16 protein-coding genes are annotated in these 17,067 nt (G+C 71.9%); all 16 read right to left on the reverse strand.

Annotation, left to right across the window (positions count from 1 at the left end; all coding sequences use genetic code 11):
- Position 1: 1 nt before the first annotated feature.
- The 16 genes from BR98_RS14845 to BR98_RS14920 all read right to left on the reverse strand — a co-directional run bounded on the left by BR98_RS14845 (position 2) and on the right by BR98_RS14920 (position 16,883).
- Complete coding sequence (locus tag BR98_RS14845) at positions 2-1,108, reverse strand: sugar ABC transporter substrate-binding protein (protein WP_035845052.1); 1,107 nt, start codon at positions 1,106-1,108, stop codon at positions 2-4.
- 141 nt (positions 1,109-1,249) lie between these two features.
- Complete coding sequence (locus BR98_RS14850) at positions 1,250-1,471, reverse strand: hypothetical protein (RefSeq protein ID WP_035845054.1); 222 nt, start codon at positions 1,469-1,471, stop codon at positions 1,250-1,252.
- Positions 1,468-3,435 (reverse strand): hypothetical protein, encoded by a 1,968-nt coding sequence (locus BR98_RS14855; protein ID WP_035845056.1) that lies wholly within the window; start codon positions 3,433-3,435, stop codon positions 1,468-1,470. Before BR98_RS14855 ends, BR98_RS14850 begins: the two co-directional genes overlap by 4 nt.
- Before the next feature lie 86 nt (positions 3,436-3,521).
- A complete protein-coding gene (locus BR98_RS36340) occupies positions 3,522-5,186 on the reverse strand; it encodes a phage tail protein (protein WP_051969779.1) in 1,665 nt (554 codons plus the stop codon).
- A 29-nt stretch (positions 5,187-5,215) separates the two neighbouring features.
- Positions 5,216-7,432, reverse strand: a complete 2,217-nt coding sequence (locus tag BR98_RS14865) for a putative baseplate assembly protein (RefSeq protein ID WP_035845060.1) — start codon at positions 7,430-7,432, stop codon at positions 5,216-5,218.
- Positions 7,429-7,818: a GPW/gp25 family protein gene (locus BR98_RS14870; RefSeq protein WP_035845062.1), complete on the reverse strand. Its 390-nt coding sequence runs from the start codon at positions 7,816-7,818 to the stop codon at positions 7,429-7,431. Before BR98_RS14870 ends, BR98_RS14865 begins: the two co-directional genes overlap by 4 nt.
- Positions 7,819-7,827: 9 nt before the next feature.
- Positions 7,828-8,187: a hypothetical protein gene (locus tag BR98_RS14875; RefSeq protein ID WP_157537785.1), complete on the reverse strand. Its 360-nt coding sequence runs from the start codon at positions 8,185-8,187 to the stop codon at positions 7,828-7,830.
- 17 nt (positions 8,188-8,204) lie between these two features.
- On the reverse strand, positions 8,205-9,854 hold the full coding sequence (locus BR98_RS14880; protein WP_035845065.1) for a phage baseplate assembly protein V: 1,650 nt from the start codon (positions 9,852-9,854) through the stop codon (positions 8,205-8,207).
- Positions 9,851-10,585, reverse strand: a complete 735-nt coding sequence (locus tag BR98_RS14885) for a CIS tube protein (RefSeq protein ID WP_051969780.1) — start codon at positions 10,583-10,585, stop codon at positions 9,851-9,853. Before BR98_RS14885 ends, BR98_RS14880 begins: the two co-directional genes overlap by 4 nt.
- 54 nt (positions 10,586-10,639) lie before the next feature.
- A complete protein-coding gene (locus BR98_RS14890; protein ID WP_035845067.1) occupies positions 10,640-11,566 on the reverse strand; it encodes an eCIS core domain-containing protein in 927 nt (308 codons plus the stop codon).
- A gap of 2 nt (positions 11,567-11,568) precedes the next feature.
- Positions 11,569-11,706 (reverse strand): DUF6760 family protein, encoded by a 138-nt coding sequence (locus BR98_RS37965; protein WP_198042407.1) that lies wholly within the window; start codon positions 11,704-11,706, stop codon positions 11,569-11,571.
- An 11-nt stretch (positions 11,707-11,717) separates the two neighbouring features.
- Positions 11,718-12,101, reverse strand: coding sequence for a hypothetical protein (locus BR98_RS14900; protein ID WP_035845069.1), 384 nt, complete (start codon positions 12,099-12,101; stop codon positions 11,718-11,720).
- A complete protein-coding gene (locus BR98_RS14905) occupies positions 12,098-12,538 on the reverse strand; it encodes a phage tail protein (protein WP_035845070.1) in 441 nt (146 codons plus the stop codon). Before BR98_RS14905 ends, BR98_RS14900 begins: the two co-directional genes overlap by 4 nt.
- A 41-nt stretch (positions 12,539-12,579) precedes the next feature.
- Positions 12,580-13,725 (reverse strand): phage tail sheath family protein, encoded by a 1,146-nt coding sequence (locus BR98_RS14910; protein WP_035845072.1) that lies wholly within the window; start codon positions 13,723-13,725, stop codon positions 12,580-12,582.
- 52 nt (positions 13,726-13,777) lie between these two features.
- Entirely contained in the window at positions 13,778-14,602 is an 825-nt protein-coding gene (locus tag BR98_RS36345) for a Pvc16 family protein (RefSeq protein ID WP_051969781.1), read from the reverse strand.
- 58 nt (positions 14,603-14,660) lie between these two features.
- Positions 14,661-16,883, reverse strand: a complete 2,223-nt coding sequence (locus BR98_RS14920; protein ID WP_051969782.1) for an AAA family ATPase — start codon at positions 16,881-16,883, stop codon at positions 14,661-14,663.
- Positions 16,884-17,067: the final 184 nt, after the last annotated feature.

A 17,067-nucleotide genomic window follows, 5' to 3' on the forward strand; every position in this document is an offset into this window, starting at 1 on the left:
GTTACTGGAGGCCGGCGGCGGTGCAGGCGGCGGCGTAGTCCGGGGTGCAGATCTGGGCCACGGTATAGAGACCGTCGGCCACCACGGTGGTCTTGATGTTGTCCTTGGTCAGCACGATCGGGGTGATCAGGTTGGCCTTGACCTTGACCCCGCTGCCGCTGGTGGCGGTGGTCGGCGCGACCGAGGCGTTGAGCTCGCTGCCCTGGGCGTAGGCGACCGCCATGGTGCCCGCGGTGTTCGCCTCCGGCTTGTAGGGCTTGTAGATCGACATCGTCTGGGTGTTCACCAGGATCCGCTGCACCGCGTCCAGCTGCGCGTCCTGACCGGTCAGCGGGACGCTCAGATTGGCGGACTTGAGGGCCGTCGCGATACCGGCGGCCATGCCGTCGTTGGCCGAGTAGACGCCGACCACATTGGCTCCGCCGATCGCGGTGATGGCGGCGCTGGCCTCCTGGTTGGCGTTGTTCGGGTCCCAGTTCGGCGTGTCGTACTCCTTGCCGATCTTCAGCTTGCCGTCGATCTCGCTGTGCGCCCCGGCCTTGAACTCGGCGGCGTTGGGGTCGGTCGGCGAGCCGTTGATCATGATGATCTGGCCGCTGCTCGCCTTGCCGCCGACCGCGGCGACCAGGGCCTGGCCCTGGAGCTGCCCGACCTTGCGGTTGTCGAAGGAGACGTAGGCGTCCACCGGGCCCTGGGCGAGGCGGTCGTAGGCGACCACCTTCACTCCCGCGTCATGGGCCTTCTGCACCGAGGACTGGATCGCCTTGGCGTCCACCGCGTCCAGGATCAGCACCTTGTCGCCCTTGGTCAGCGCGGTGTCCACCTGGGTCTGCTGCGTCGTCGCGTCCTGGTTGGCGTTGTAGTAGTCGATCGTCGCGTTCGGGGCCAGCGCCTTGATCTGCGCCTCGATCAGCGGACGGTCGAACTGCTCGTACCGGGTGGTCTTGGTCTCCGGGAGCAGGAGTCCGATCTTGATCGCGCCGCCGCTGCCGCCGGCCGAGCCGCTGGCGGGACTGCTGGCCTGCTTCGCGCTGCTGCAGGCAGCGGCGCCCAGGGCGAGGGCGACCGCGGCGGTCGCCAGAGTGGTACGGCGCAGAACCAGGTTCATGAGGAAGCCTCCAGAGTCGGGTCCACCCCCGGATCCGAGTCTGCGAACCGTTGGCCACCACCACGAGGCAGGCTGGGCCGAACGAGGGTCGAGTCCCCCCGTCCGGCCCAGCGCGAGCCTTGATGGATCGTCAGTTCCCGGCTAACCGACCACCACCTGTGGCGGCAGCTCGGCGCTCTCCGCAGGGGTCGCCAGCAACTCCTCCAGCACCTGGACGGCACCGGCGATCCGCAACAGGGTCTGCCGCAGCACGACCTCCTGCTGGGTCAGCACCAGCAGCTGCTCCTCGCCCACCTGGTACTCCCGGCGCAACTCGGCGAGCCGGTCGCGCAGCTGGCCGGCCAGCTCCTGGCCGCCGGTCATCGCAGCCCCGCCAACCGGTCGCCGACCAGCGGTGCCCAGACATGGCGCTCGATCGGCTGGTCGTGCACCTCGGGGTGCAGGTAGCGGTCGCGCTCCTGCTCCGGCTTTGGTTCCGCCACCGGGATCCGGTTGGCGTTGGCCCAGGGGTCCTGGCGCACCCCGGTGAGCTGCCAGCTGACCCGAATGCCGGGCTTGTCGGAGCGGATGGTGAAGCTGTCGTCACGCACCTCGCGGGCCACCGACAGCTGGGCGGTGTCGCCGATCGGGGTCAGCTGGTAGCAGAAGTCCCGGTTGAGGGCGGCGAACCAGTCGGGCAGCTCGACCGTCACCTCGCCGTCCGGGCCGATCACCGCCGTGCCGTTGTAGAGGTTGAGCATCTCGGGCGACTCGACGAAGGAGTGCGAGAGGTACTGGTTGGCCGGGTCGAGCGGATGGTCGATCTTGAAGCCGCCGCCGGGCTTGGAGATGGCGCCGGAGACGTAGACATTGCCCCAGAAGACGCCGGCGTTGTTGCTGCCGATGGCGAAGATCCCGTCGTTGGGGCTGGTCGCGACGACGCCGTAGTTGCTGCCGTCCGCGATCACACCGGTGCCACCGCCACCGACCTCGATCGCGTTGCCGCTGTCCGCCACCACCTGCAGGCGGCTGGACGGGGTGGTGGTCCCGATGCCCACGAAGTCCTTCTCGACGGCGACCACGTTGCCGCCGCTGCGCAGGAAGAGCACGCCGTTGCCGACGTCCCCGATCCGCGAAGCCCAGAGCGAGAGCGTGGACGGCCCGTTCGGCGTGCCGTAGTCACTGGAGAAGGTCAGGGCGCCGGAGTTGCTGTCCATCTGCAGACCCCAGCCGATGCCGGTCCCGTAGAACCCGACCGAGGTGTCCGAGGCCATCCCGACGAAGGCGCAGTCCTGGTCGATGTCGCTCTGGTGGAACCAGATGCCCGCCGACGCGTCCGCGCCCTGGCGCACCCGCATCCGGCGTGAGACGTCCAGACCGCCGCCCTCGCCGCTGACCCCGACCGTCAGTTTGTCGTCCCCGGACCAGAGCCGGGCCACGCCGTTGGCCGCGTACCAGACCCAGCGCTCGCCGGAGCCCGGCTGGTCCACCAGTGTTTCGACCGCGCGGTCGGCGAAGGAGAAGCCACCGCCGCCGCCACCGCTGTGCACCTCGGAGCCCTCCACGTGGACGATCCGCTGGGCCGGTGCGGAGCCGATCCCGATCCCGAGGTTGCCGGTGGCCCCCTGGATCGTCAGGGCCGGTCGGCGCCCGCTGCCACCGCCCGTGACCAGGTCGATGTCCAGGCCGCCGTCGCCGCGCGGCGCCAGCTCGGTGACCGGGAGTTCGCCGACCCCTGGTCCGGTGACGGGCTGCGGGGTGCGCAGCGCCAGTCGGCCGGTGGCGAGCGAGACCGCCCGGCGCAGGCCGGGCAGCAGTGCGGTGATGTTGCCGGTGGCGTCCAAGGTCGCCTCGGCCAGCACCAGCTGCTGGCCGAGGTCCTGGAAGCCGGCCGCCGCCACCAGCCGCAGCCACGGGGCGTGCAGCAGCAGGCTCGGGCTGTCGGGGCTGATCACCTCGCGCCAGGTCAGGGTGAGCAGTTGGTCCCCGGTCAGGCCGGCGGAGCCGAGCTGCACGCCGTTGGCTCCGACCGGGACGGTGGGGATGTTCTGCTGCTGGTTGGGATCGGCGTTCGGGTCGACCACCGCGACCGAGCCGGCCGCCAGCACCACGGTGTGGCCGGCGGCGTCCAGTGCGCAGCCGGTGGCCACGGTGAGCCCCGGCTGGCCGAGGGTGGCGCTCACCTGCAGCCCGGAGGCCACGCCCCAGCCGTACAGGGCGGCGGCCCGCAGCTGCTCCATCGGCAGCAGGAAGCTCTCCATGTCGTCCAGGCTCTCGCCGTGGCCGGTGGGGCCACTGCGGACCGTTCCGGTACTGAGGTTGGTGTACTCGGTGCGCATCAGTGCCATGCCATCACCACAACTCCGGTCGGGAGATCGCGTGCGGATCTCGGGTCGGCTCCCGGGCCGGGTCTCGGGCCGGGTCCAGTGCTGCGTCAGATCTCGGTGATCAGGTTGACCAGGGTGTGCGCCGGGCGCTCCTGCTCGACGATGGTCCTGATGTCCCCGTACGCCCGGTTGAGGGCCAGCTGACGCTCCGTCGGATCGCTCGGCAGTCGCGGGTCGGCGAAGTGGATCACGGCGTCGAAGCGGTACGGGCGCACCCGCGGCCAGAAGGTGTCCAGGTGCGGCACCTCGTGCTGGCCCGGGTCGCAGACCAGCAACCGGTGGCCGTCGGTGGCCATCCCGGTCGGGTAGACGAACCGGCCCGGCTCGGTCACCCGGACCACGGTGGGCACGGTGGCGCCGAGGTCCACCCGGTGGACGGCGGCCGGTTCGGCCACCGAGAGGACGAACGGCGCCGTCTGGCCGGCCGGCCAGATCGGTTTCAGCCCGGCGTCCAGCACGTAGAGTCCGCCGTCGGGCAGCAGCGCCAGGCCGGTCGGCGCGGTCAGCGGATTGGCGGCGGGCAGCAGCGGGGTCTCGGTCCAGCTCGCCGGGTTGCTCCGGTCGACCAGCACCAGGTTGCCGGGGTACTGGCCGGCATCGGCCGGGTCCTGCGGGCCGCCGTCGCCGACCAGCAGCGAGCCGTCCGGGCGGACCAGCAGGGAGAGCGGCTCGACCACGGTGTGCAGTGCTGTTCTGCTGACGGTGGGTCCGGCCAGGTCGACGGTGATCACCGTCGGCGCGCTGGGGAAGCCCTGGGCCGCGCCGCGGTCGAGGACCAGCAGGTTGCCGTTGCCGTCCACGGTCATCGCCACCGGCCAGCTGACCGTACCGGACGCGGCCACTGAGGTGACGGCCACCGCCGGGACCCCGACGTAGGGCGCGGCGACGGCGGACAGCTTGCCCGGACGGTCCAGCACGTACAGGGTCTCCGGCCGACCGGACCGCGCGGGCCGGACCGCCACCGCGCAGACCTGACTGAGCGCCAGGGTGTCCACGGCCAGCGGGCGCGGGGTGGCCTTGGGCGGCGGGCCGAGGTCGTAGTGGCCGGCCGGGCTGATCCGCCAGACCCGGTTCCGGATCGGCAGTGCGACCCCGGCCGGCACCCCGATGTCGCCGAGGAAGACGCTGCCGTCGGCGCCCACCGCCGCCGTCCAGGGGCGCACCACGCCCTCGGCCCAGAGCGCCGTGCCCTGCAGCACCGGGCCCTGGCTGACCAGTGCGGCCACCGGTGCCGGCGCGGTCGGCGCGACCGGGTCCGGGGTGACGGTGAGCACCCGGCTGCCGTCGTCCAGGGCGATCCGGGGGCGGATCGCGGCCGAGGAGTAGAGGTCGAGGTAGTCGTTGAGGCCACCACGCAGCCCGCGCCGGCGGTAGATCCGCACCATGGCGGCGATCGCCCGGCGCTGCTGGTACTCGTCCCAGAGCGGCTCGCCCTGCAGGGTCGGGAACTCCAGCGCGACCCAGGAGGCCAGGTACGGCAGGAACGGCGCCGGGGTCTGCCACGGGTCGAAGAGCCGGTCCAGCCGGTCGATCTGTTCGCCGATCGGCGGGTGGGTGTGGCCGCCGTGCCGGATCACCGCCCCGTCCGGGACTCCGGTGAGGAGCTTCTCGAAGATCCGCAGCAGGCCGCCGAGCGAGAACTCCGGATCCTGGGGGTCGTCCCGCCAGAGCACCGGCGGGAGGTACTGCAGGTAACTGCTCTTCTGGGCCATCGCGACTGCTCCTCTCCGCTGTGCGCCGGTCAGACCGGTGGCACGGTCTTGCCGATGACGTGCTTGGCGGGGTCGGCCGAGCAGACCAGCTCGTAGTCGGCCAGCCGGACCGAGGCACCGGCCGACTCCAGGTGGAACGGGCGTTCCAGCAGGTCGTTGAAGTTGGCGGCGGTGCCGGCCGGATTGAGCGGCGGGAAGTGGTAGAGCGGGATGTCCGCCTTGACCGTCAGGCCGGCGATGTAGCCGAGGTCCTGGCTGGGCATCACCGCCTGGAACAGGTCCGAGGTGTAGACGGCCTGGCCGACCTGCCAGCCGGTGCCGTCCGGCCCGCCGCGGGTGGGGTGCAGGAACGCGACCACCCGGGCTCGGGTGTCGGCGACGATCGCGTCCGGGTCGGCGCCCGCGTTGATCGCGTGCTGCCAGATCACCAGGTCGACCTCGGCGATGATCGGCAGGTAGCGCGGTTCCAGCACGGTCAGCGCGCAGGTGACGTCGCGCCGCTGGTCGAGGTGGCCGCGCACCGCGTCGAGCACCTCGCGGGTCGGGGTGGGGCGGGGCACCGAGGCGCCCTGGTCGGGGACGATCACCACGTTGACGCTGCCCGGGGAGCGGTCGATGCCGCCGAAGGCCCAGGGGTCGCCGACGTTCCACGCCGGGGCGCTGCCGCCCGGTGGGGTGGGGCCGATCGCGGACTGCAGTCGCGGGGTCAGGCAGCGGCTGGTCTTCACATCGGCGCTGGCCTCGACGGCGAGGTACTCGTAGTCGTCGGCGGTGACGGCGCGGTCGCGGATCTTCAGCGATTCGGGGGCCCGGCGCAGGGTGTCCTCGATCGGCTCCTCGTCGGTGCCGTCGAAGCCGCTGCCCAGGTTGGTGACGGCGGTGATCCCGGCGGGCAGCGCGCCGGCCGGAGTGGTGCCGACGCCGGTGATCCGACCCGGCGCCACATTGCCGCCGGCGCCCGCGTCCACATAGCGGTAGCGAGCGGCCCGGATCCGGGCGCCGGCCGGCGGCACCGCGCCGTTGCCGCGGGTGCTCTGCGGGTCGTAGTCGCCGAAGCTGATCTCGCCGGTGACCGGGTCGAGGCGGTAGACCTGTCCGGGGCCGGGCGGCAGGGTGTCCGCCTGGGTCCACGGCTGCCAGCTGGTCGGGGAGCCCGTGCCGACCTCGAGGGCGAGGTCCGCGTAGGGCGCGGTGAGGTCCGGGCGGCGGTAGAGCGGGCGGTGCTGCAGGGCGAAGGTCTGGAACGGCGCGCCGGTGCTGGTGCCGAGCTCCTCGGGCACCCGGATGCTCAGCGCACTGTGCGCCGAGGCGGAGTTGAAGAGCACCCGGTCGAAGCCGACGGCGGTGGCGGAGGCGGAGGTGTTGGTCAGCCGGACGGCCACCCAGGCGCGGGCGTCGGTCACCGGGGCACCCGGGTCCTGCGGGGTGACCGTGGTCCAGCCGGTGCCGCCGGCCCCGCCGGGCTTCGGGCTCGGCTGCTGGGCCGCCCAGTCGCTCGGCACCGTGAACCGCACGCCACCGTCCCTGGTCAGCCCGCTGGTGGCGTCGCCCAGCAGGGACACCGCCGGCCAGTTCTCGGGCTCGACGCCGCCCTGCGAGTAGACCCAGGCGGCGGTGACCGCGGCCGGGTCGCGCACCGGCAGGTAGAGCCGCAGCTTGAGCTGCAGCTCGGCGGTGGTCGGCTGATCGAAGCCCAGGCAGAGCTCGGCGCTCTGACCGGGCGCCAGCTCCAGCAGGTGCTTCTCGGCGGGTGGGCCGACCAGAGTGGCGGTCAGATCGGTGTACCGGGCGCTGCCCGCCCCGGCCGGGTACGGGCCGACCAGGACCGCGCTGCGCAGGTTGACCGGCAGCACGGTGACGTCCTCGTCGGTCTCGAAGACCACGGGCCGACGACCGTCGTCGGCCTGACTGTGCGCCTGGGTGCCGGTCGGGACCAGCACCGGACCGGCACCCGAGGTGAAGGTCAGTTGGCTCGCGGCCGGGGTGGCGGGGGCCCGGGTGACGCCGAGCAGGTTGAGGAAGGCGAGGTAGTTCTTCTCCGGGACCCGGTTGAGGCGGTAGATCGTGCCCTCGACCAGCCAGGCGAAGAGCTCCAGCAGGGTGGTGCCGAGGTCGCTGGGGTTCTGGTCGGTCCAGGCCGGGGCGTAGGTCGGGATCAGCGCGCGCAGCTCGTCGACCAGGTCCTGCCAGGTCCGGTCGTCCAGGTTCGGCGGGTTGATCCGCCCGCGGGTGGAGTCGAGGGTCACTGTGGCCGCTCCAGGTAGAACGGGAAGACGAGGTTGTGCACGTCCCCGGTGGTCCGCAGACGGTAGGTCAGGTCGATCAGCAGGGCGTCGCGCGGAAGGTCGTTGGCGACCTCGACGGTGAGCAGGTCGATCCGCGGCTCCCAGCGGGTCAGCCCCTCCTGGACGTAGTAGCGGGCCAGGTTGGCGGTGGAGTCGTTGTTGGGGGCGAAGGCGAGGCTGCGCAGGTTGCAGCCGAAGGTCGGGCGCATCACCCGCTCGCCGTACTGGGTGCCGAGGATGAGCCGGATCGACTCCTCGACCCGCTGCACGCCCGCGGACCGGGCCAGGCCCAGCACGCCGAGCCGCAGCGGGAAGGCGATCCCCTGGCCGTAGAGGTCGGTGGTCATCGCGGCCGCCTACGAGGCCTGCAGCTTCGGCTCGCCGGTGGGGGCGGCGAGGTGCGTCTGCGGCGTCGGCGGCACGTCGGTCGGGATCGAGCCGTTGGTGCTCCCGCTGAGGGTGTCGAGGACGACCGGCTCGCCGCCCACCGAGAGCTTGGCCGCCGCACCCTGCTGGACCTGGACGACGGCTTTGCACGCCACGGTGCCCTGTGGCGGGGGCAGCAGCGGGCAGCCGGTCACCGGCATGTCCCCGATGCTGCTGGGGAGCAGTACCGGGACACCGGAGACCGTCAGCTTGGCGCTGCTCGCCGTGGTGACCTTGCCGGGGGTGTGTCCGCAGGTCACCGTGGTGCGCACGGTCAGTACGTGGGGCATCCTCGCCTCCAGCTTCATCAGGTGACGTCCACCTTGGTGGCGTCCATGGTGATCTTGGTCAGTCCGCCGGCTGCCTCCAGGCTGAGCGTCCGGCCCGCCGAGATGGTCAGATCGCCCTTGGCGCTGATGGTGATCGAGCCGTCGGTGGCGTCCAGCGAGATCGTGCTGCCGAGCTTGTCCTCGATCACCAGCGCGCCGAGGTCGGCGGTGTCGTCGAAGGTGATGGTGTGGCCGGCCCGGCTCCTGATCACGCGTCTGCTGTTGGTGTTGTCCGTGTTGGTGGTCGGCGGTGGCTGCTGGGCGGTCCACAGGCCGCCCAGCACGTACGGCTTGCTCAGGTCGCCGTGTTCGAAGGCCACCAGCACCTGGTCGCCGCGTTCGGGCAGGGCGTAGAAGCCCATGCCGTCGCCGGCCATCGGGCGGGCGCAGGGGGCCCAGCCGCTGGTGAACTTGTCGGACAGGCCGGGGTACCGGACCTTGACCCGACCCAGCGGCAACTGGGGTGGCATGTCCAGCAGTTCGTTGTTGTCGGTGACCTCGGCGAGCACCACGCCGTAGAACCGCTGGGCCTCGTTGGGCGCGGGCTCCTCGACCAGCTGCTTGCGCAGCATGCCGAGCAGGCTGGAATGGCTGCGCTGGGTGATCGAGAACTCGGTGGTGAAGCCGGAGCCGTCGATCCGGTGGGTCACCTTGCGCAGCCGGTAGGTGCCGCTGAACCGCTTGCCGACACCCTGGATCCGGACGTAGCGGCCCGCGCTGAGATCCGGCAGGCCGATGCACGAGCCGGTGCCCTCGTACAGCCCCTCCAGCAGGTTGCCGAGCAGCGACTTGGCCAGCACCAGGGCGTCCAGCGGGTTCTCGACCGGCTCGGTGCGGACGCCCTCGCGGACCAGCGTGCCGAGCAGCTCCATGGCGCCGCTGCCGAGCCGCTCGACCAGGTTGTCGAGGTCGAAGTCGGCGGCCAGCGCGGCGCCGTGGATGGTCTGCGCGAGCTCCTGGTTGTAGCCGCGCACCACCTGCAGGCCGGCCAGGCCGGCCGAGGAGATCCGCGGCGCGAAGCTGGACAGGTTGTGCCCCCACTCCAGCACCCGGGCGGCCAGTTGCGGCCGGGGGAACTCGAAGTGCAGCCGGTCCCACTCCACGTAGACGTCGAAGAAGTACTGCTGGGCGCGGGACTTGAGGAAGGCGAAGTCGTTCTCGACCTTGATGGTCTTGGCCGGGAAGCCCGGGGTGGGGTCCACCACCGGGATCAGGCCGTTGAGGGCGGCGAGTTCGGCGGCGATCAGGCTGTCGTTGACCAGGGTGTACTGGGCGGCCTCGGTCTGCGCCCGGCGCATCCGGTAGGACTTGTCGTAGCCGGAGACCGCGACGGTGGGCGGGCCGTCCTGCGGGAAGGAGGGCTCGATGGCGGCGATCTCGCCGAGGAAGGCCGGGGTGAGCCGGTCGCCGTAACCGAGGTGGATCTCCACGGTCTTGCCGAGGTCCAGCAGCGGCGAGTCCAGCAGGGTGTTGTCGGCGTTGCGCAGTACCAGGTGGAAGGAGCCGGCCAAGTCCAGATCGGTCTCCACGGTCAGGCTCAGCGCCTGCTCGGTGAGGTCGGCGGCCATGGTCAGGCCGGCGATCCGCAGCTCGAAGCGCGGGGCGTAGAAGGTCTCGGTGACGGTCATGGCACTCCCCCTCCCGCCGGGACGCCGGCGGACGTGCGTGGCGGGATCACCAGCGGCCGACCGGGCACCAGCGCGAACGGATCGTCCATCCCGTTGACCCGGGCGATCTCCCGCCAGCGGCCGGCATCGCCCAGGTACGTCCCCGCCAGCGCGCTGAGCGTGTCGCCCTGGATGACGGTGTGCACGGTGCCGGTACCGGTGGGCGCGGCGGCCCCCACCGAACTGTCCGACACCGCGCCGACCACGGTGTTCACGGCGGCCGAGACGATCGGCGAACCGAAGAACAGGCCACCGCTGACGGCGATGTCGACCTGCACGTACTCCTGGAAGCGCACCGAGAGGACGGAGCGCACCGGCGTGCCGTCCCGCAGGAACATGGTGAACCGCTGGCCCGCGTCGACCAGCACGCACGGGAGCTGGAACCGGCCGAGCGAGAAGAGCAGCACCGGCGGGGCCTGGCCGGCGGGGTCCTTGTCCAGCAGGGCGACGATGGGCGCGGTGTGCTCCCGCACGTCCGTACCGGTCTCGTAGCTGTCGAAGAACAACTCCATGGCCAGCGTGCGGGTGCGACCACGGACGTACTGCACGGGTGAGGCGTTCAGGCCCGGGATGCCGATCTCGGCGAAGTTGTTGCCCTGGTCGAGCTTGAACTCCTCGGGGTTGTACATCACCGGGAAGCCGACCCCGGTCGCGGTGTTGATCACCAGGGCCTTGGCGAGTTCGTTGCCCATCGGCTCAGCCTCCCCGCTCGAACTCGGTGCGCAGGCGGCGCATCAGATCGTCCATCAGGTCGCGGCGCAGCGCGGTGAGGTCGAGTTGGGGCACCGATGCCGACGGTGCGTCAGGTTCCGGTGAGGACAGGTCGCGGTCCTCGGCGGCGCGCATCGGTGGCGCACCGGCGGGCGCCGGGGAGGGGGCGCCCGCCGGAGGGTGGGGTGGGTGCGCGAGGGGCGCGACGGCGTGCCGGTGCGTGGCGCCCCGGGACGGGGGCGCGCGTCCGGAACGGCGGTGGAGCGGCCAGGGGTGCCAGGGGTACCGCCCGACCGCAGCACGGCGCGCTCGACCGCCAGCGCCTCGCGCTCCTCCTCCTGCTGCCCCGCTCCGGTGGCTCGCCGCCAGGCCGCGCCGGGGCGCAGCAACGCCATGACATGGGTGGCCTCGTGTGCCAGCAGGGCGAAGCCGTCCCGCTCCTGCGGGCGGTAGCGACCGGACCGGAAGTGGATGTCCCGGCCGATGGTCACCGCCTCGGCCCGGTGGGAGCGGGCGAGTGCGTCGGCCTCCGGGCCGTCGTGGATGCGCAGCAGATCGGCGGCCGGGCCGGCCACGGCCCGCAGTCGGCCGCGCAGTTCGCCGGGGAGCGGCCGCCCCGCAGGGGCGGTGCGGCCGCCGGATACCCCGGCCGGGGGCGAGGCGGGGGTAGCGACGGGGACGCGAGCGGGAAGCACGGCCGGGACCGGCGCCGGGAAGCCCTGACCGTCCTCCGGCGGTGCCTGTTCGATCCGTTCGTAGCGGCCCGCCAGCGGTTCGGCCCGGGCCAGCGCCCGCTCGGCCGCCAGCCGCAACGGGCCGGCCCAGGCCAGTGGTTGCAGCCGGCGCGCGGCGAGCACCCGGGCCTGCGAGTCGAGGCGCTCACCCAGGGTGGGTGCTGCCTCCGGCGCGGCGGCCCCAGGCTCCTCGGCCGCAGGCTTCTCGGCTGCGGTCTCCTCGGTCATGCTCAGTCACCTCCTTCGACCTGCGCGGCGATCTCGCGCACCCAGAGCCGACGCTGCTGGTGGTCAAGGCTCAGCAGCTCGGCCAAGGTCCAGTGGACGTGTCGTCCGAGATAGGCCACCTCCTGGTGGACCCGTTCCACGGGGTAGCCTGCTATCCCCCCAACAGCGGTACCTCCGCGTCGTGTTGATGGCCGCAGCTCGGGCACTGAGCGGGGACGAGGCTCGGTGCCAGGCCGTTGATCCGGTTGTAGAGCTCCTGCAGATGGGCCAGGTCCTCGGAGAAGAGGCCCTCGATCACCGCAGGAGTGACCTCGCCGACCTCGCCGAGCCTGGTCACCACCCGGGAGAGCAGCAGCACGATCAGGTAGGCGGGCCAGCCGCGGACCCGCGGGTCCTTGAGGGGGTAGATCTCGTCCGCCGCCGTGGCCAGGCGCATCACGCCACGGCGGTGCAGGGTGCCCGCCGGGTCGACATAGCCCTTCGGCAGCTCGAAGTCCACCTCAGTGGTGAAGCCGGGCGGGGCCGCGCCGGTCACACCCGCACCAGACCCTCGTGGGCGAGCACCAGGGTGTCGATCGCCACGTCGTTGCCCTTGGCGTTGAACGCGGCGCCCTCCCACTTGGTCGGCCAGGCACTCACGAAGTTCCACCGGGCCACCTCGGTGTGGTTGGCCAGGTCGAAGACCACGATCGAGCCGTTCTTCCGGAGCACCGTGCCGTCCACGATCTGCTGCCGCCAGGCCCACAGCTCGGTCGAGTCGGTCAGCCCCCACTTGAGGGTGATGTCGGAGTAGCTGGTCCGCCCGGGGAGCTTGCGGGTGGTGCTGTTGTTGCCGCCCTCGAGGTGCTCGACCACCGCCGTGGTGGAGCCCAGGCCGGTGCACTCGGTGAAGCTGGCCTGGGCGATGCCGTCGAGCTCGACCAGGAAGTTGAAGTTGCGGAACGGGTCGACCCGCTGCGCCGTCTGTGCCATCTCGGGGTTCTCCTCCTGCTCTGCGCGCGGGACGGGGCGCGCTAGCCTTCGCTGAGCTGGGCGCCGCCGGCCCACAGGCCCAGGCGCACGATCACGAACTCGGCGGGGCGGGTCGGCGCCACCCCGATCTCGACGATCACCTGGCCGAGATCTCGCACCGCCGGTGGGTTGAGCTCCTCGTCGATCTTGACGTAGAAGGCCTGCGCCGCCGTCCGGCCGAAGAGCGCACCGGCCTCCCAGGCCCGGGTGAGGAACTCGCTGATGGACCGTTCGAGGCCCTTCCAGAGCGCGGTGTTGTTCGGCTCGAAGACCGCCCAGCGGACGCCCTGGAGGATCGAGGCTTCGAGGTAGGTGACCAGCCGCCGCACATTGACGTACCGCCAGGGCGTGCCGTCGGTCAGCGTGCGGGCTCCCCAGACCAGCGGCGGACCGCCGGGGAAGCGGCGGATGGCGTTGATGCTGGCCTGGTTGAGCAGGCCCTGCTCGCTGTCGTTCAGCGGGTACCCGAGGTCGATCGCGCCGCGCACCGGTTCGTTGGCCGGGGCCTTGTGCACCCCGCGCTGGGCGTCACTGCGGGCCATCACCCCAGCGAGGTGGCCGGAGGGCGGCACCGTCACGGTGCCCGGGGTGGCGGCGGGCGCCAACGGGTCGCTGATCACCAGCCACGGCCAGTACAGCCCGGCGTAGCCGTTGTGCGAGAGCAGTCCGGCGCGCTGTTTCTGGAGCGGGCCGTCGGCCTTGAGCGGGTTGCTGTCCGGTGCGCCGTCCAGGATCGCGAAGCGGTTGCGCATGTCCTCGCAGTGCGCGATCACGGTGCTCTGGGCGGCCGGGTCGACCAGGCCGGGCACGGCGACCAGGCTCACGTCGGGGACTCGGGTGAGCTGGTCCAACGCGCCGGGCAGGCCGGTCATGTCGGTCACCGGGACGATGTACGCGGTGGTGCCGCCGTTCTCGAAGAAGCCGCGCACCGCGTAGGGCAGGTTGAGACCGGCCTGCCAGCCGCCGAAGTTGGCGGTGTACTGCGTCCAGTTGGTGACCAGCACCGGCTTGCCCATGGTGAGGTCCGGCGCCAGGCTCGTGGTGGTGCCGATCAGGGCGGGGGTGCTGGTCCCCACGCCGGCGATCGGGCCGGCCGGCGTGATCTCCTCGATGTACACGCCTGGCGCTTTGTTCTGGTAGTCGACCATCGGCTCCTCCAGGAGGACTGTTCGGGCAGGAGGACTGTTCGGTTGAGCGGGCTCACGGACCCGCCAGGACCACGTTGTGCAGCTGGTTGTCGGCCGCGTAGCTGACCGGCTGTCGCAGGTCGGGACGGCCGGTGATCCGGACCAGCAGGGTGTAGGGGCCGAAGGCCAGCGCCGGGAAGGCGAAGCCGCCGAGCAGGTCGGTGGTGGTCTGCTCGCCCGCCTCGACCACGGTGACCTGCGCCGCCGCGACGGGCGCCAGCGCACTGGTCAGCACCCGGCCGGCGAGCGCCGGGAAGGTCAGCGAGGTGGACTCCAGTTGGACCGCCTGGACCGCCGGGTACCGATCGGCGGTGTCGAAGGGCTGCAGACCGATGGTGACGGTCAGTGAGAAAGCTGGTCGGGGGGCGATCCCCAGCGCCGTCCAGAACTGGCCCATGCTCTGACCCTCCTTCAGCTGGGCCACCATCGCGGGCAGCGGATGCAGCTGAGGCGGGTTCAGCAGACCGCCTTGCAGGTAGCCCGGGTCGATCTCCGGGAACCGGCTGAGCCAGAGCAGCGCCTGACCGAGCAGCCGGTGCTCCTCCTCGGCCTTCAGGCCCGCCGCCTTGGTCGACCAGGTGGTGACCAGGTACCCGCAGTCCACCCGTAGCGGCGGCCGGGTAACGGTGACGCTGCCGTTGGCCCGGGTGAGCAGCGGAGCATCGTCGCGCAGGGTGCGGTTCTCCTGGACGTCGTGCAGGAAGAGGTTCACCGTGGCCTGGGGCGGGGTGAAGGACTTGTCGGGCGTGTCGAAGCTGATGTCGGCGGCTCGCAGGTCGGCCGGCGCGGCGGCGTCGGCCAGCATCGCCTTGAGCGTGGCATCCAAGTCCTGGAACATCGGCACCTCCCTCGGTCGATCGGCTCGCGGCGGGCTGTCGTTCGTCAGCGGAGCGGCGTCAGGGCCGCTCCGCGCCGGTATCGGGGATCGGCGCGGGCCTGACCTTGCCCAACTTCCGGTACTCCCGGTCGGCCGCCTGCTGGAGGTGGGCCACGCCGATCGGGGTGTCGGCGGCGGCTGCCAGGTAGGCGGCGTGCAGCACGATGTTCTTGATGTTGCCGCCGGGCAGCGGGAACTGCCGGGCCAGCGCGGCCAGGTCGAGCGCGGGCGAGCGCGGTGCCTCGGACGGGAAGCAGCGCTGCCAGATCCGCTCGCGCTCGGCCTCGCCGGGGAACGGGAACTCCACCACGAACTGCAGCCGCCGGGTGAAGGCCTCGTCCAGGTGTCGGCTCAGGTTGGTGGCCAGGATCGCCAGGCCCTCGTGCCGCTCCATCCGCTGCAGCAGGTAGGCGATCTCCAGGTTGGCGTAGCGGTCGTGCGCGTCGCGGACCTCGGAGCGCTTGCCGAAGAGCGCGTCGGCCTCGTCGAAGAAGAGGATCGCGTCCGTCTCGGCGGCCGCCGTGAAGACCCGCTCCAGGTTCTTCTCGGTCTCCCCGATGTACTTGCTGACCACCGAGGAGAGGTCGATGGTGAACAGGTCGAGGCCGAGCTCGCCGGCGATCACCTCGGCCGCCATGGTCTTGCCGGTGCCGGGCGGCCCGGCGAAGAGCGCGGTCAGGCCCTTGCCCTGGGAGAAGCGGCGGTCGAAGCCCCAGTCCGCCAGCACCCGGGGGCGGTGCGCGACCCAGGCGCAGACGTCCCGCAGTTGGGCGAGCGGCTCCTCGGGCAGGACCAAGTCCGGCCACCGGTACCTCGGCTCGATCAGGCGGGCCAGCAAGGCCAACGCGTGGCCGCCCTGGGCCCTGGCCGCAGCGAACAACTCGGCGCGTTCGAGTCTCTCGGGCTCGGCCTCGTCCACGGCGGCGGTGCGCAGCCGAGTGGCGGTGAGCGCCGTCAGCACGGCGTCCTCGATCTGCTCCGGCCCGAGCCGGAACCGCCCTGCCAGCGCGTCCAGTTCGGCGGGGTCGGCGCTGACGCCCTGCGCGGCCAGCGCCCGCTGCCAACCGCGGCGCCGCATCGGGACGGCCGCCGTGCCCGGCAGCGCGGCCTCGAACCGGATGCTGTGCACGCCCAGCGGCTGAGCTGCGAGCGGCGCCCACGGCCTGGTGCCGGACAGGATCACGGCGCCTTGGTAGTCGGCCAGCCGCCGGGTCAACGCGCGTGCGGTGGCCGCGTGTTCGGCGGCGTGCAGCTGGTCCGCACCGTCGAGGTGCAGCAGCGCGCCCTGCAGGCCGGCCTCGCGCAGCAACAGCTCCACGGTGGTCTCCGGCGCGGGCTCCGGGGCCTGCAGCAGCAGCTCGAGGTCGACCAGCAGGAGCGGGATCTCGAGGGCGGCGGCCAGCGCCTGCGCGGTGCGCGACCGCCCGGCGCCGCGCGGGCCGTGGAAGAGCAGCCGCAACGGGTGGCGGCCCCAGGAGCGTTCCAGCAGGCGCAGCAGTGCGCCTGCGGTGTCCGGGGTGAGCGGCCCGTCCGCGAGATCGGCGGGCTGGTGCCGGTCCGGGGTCAGGAGGCGGCAGCAGAAGGCCAACCGGCGGTCGAGGCCGGCCTGTCGGAGCAGCACGTCGATGATCTGGGGGTCCACGGCCAGACCGTGGCTGAGCAGCGAGGGAGTGACCGCTCGCTGGTCCGATGACAGCGCCAGCACCCGGTGGCGCAGCAGCGGGGCGGCCGGGCCGAAGCAGCCGCGGGCGGCCAGCCGCTGTTCCGGACTGCTGGTCAGAACGTCCAGGGCGAGGTTGACGGTGAGGTGACGGCGAGTCATGTCGTCCTGCAGGAAGCCGAAGAGCCGCTCGTAACGCAGGTCGACCTCGGGGGCGAGGGCGAGCAGGACGGTGTCGAGCTCGAACTCCGACAGCCCGTAACCGGCGCGCAGCCAACGCCAGGCCGGCTCGAGCTCGACGATCCGCTCCCAGCCCGGCTCGATCGGCACGGCGTCCCCCGGCTGCTCCGACGGCAGCAAGGCATCGCCCGCGGGGACCGCGAAGAGGCGCTCGGCCTGCTCGGCGGTCATGTAGAGCCCACGGAAGGCGTCCGCCTCGGCGCCGAAGCGCTCGCGGGCGGCATCCATCGCCCGGGCGAGGAGCTGGTCGAGGCGACAGAAGGCGGGGCGGGTGGACGTGCGATCGGACGCGCGCTCGGACGAGCACTCGGACGTGCGAGCGGAAACCAGGGATTCGGACATACGCGCACCTCCTTTTGGCAGAGCATGGCATTGAAGCCCGGCCCTGCCACTGCGCCGATTGGATCACGATCCTGCCATTAGGAGTATGTAGTCTCTGCGCGAAGTGTCAATGGGTTATCAGGGATATTCCAGGGCCCCGAGAATTGGCTCACTCGCGCGAGTGACATACCAATGAAAAGCCAAT

Origin of the sequence: Kitasatospora azatica KCTC 9699, assembly GCF_000744785.1 — a bacterium.
GTDB classification, from domain to species: Bacteria; Actinomycetota; Actinomycetes; order Streptomycetales; family Streptomycetaceae; genus Kitasatospora; species Kitasatospora azatica.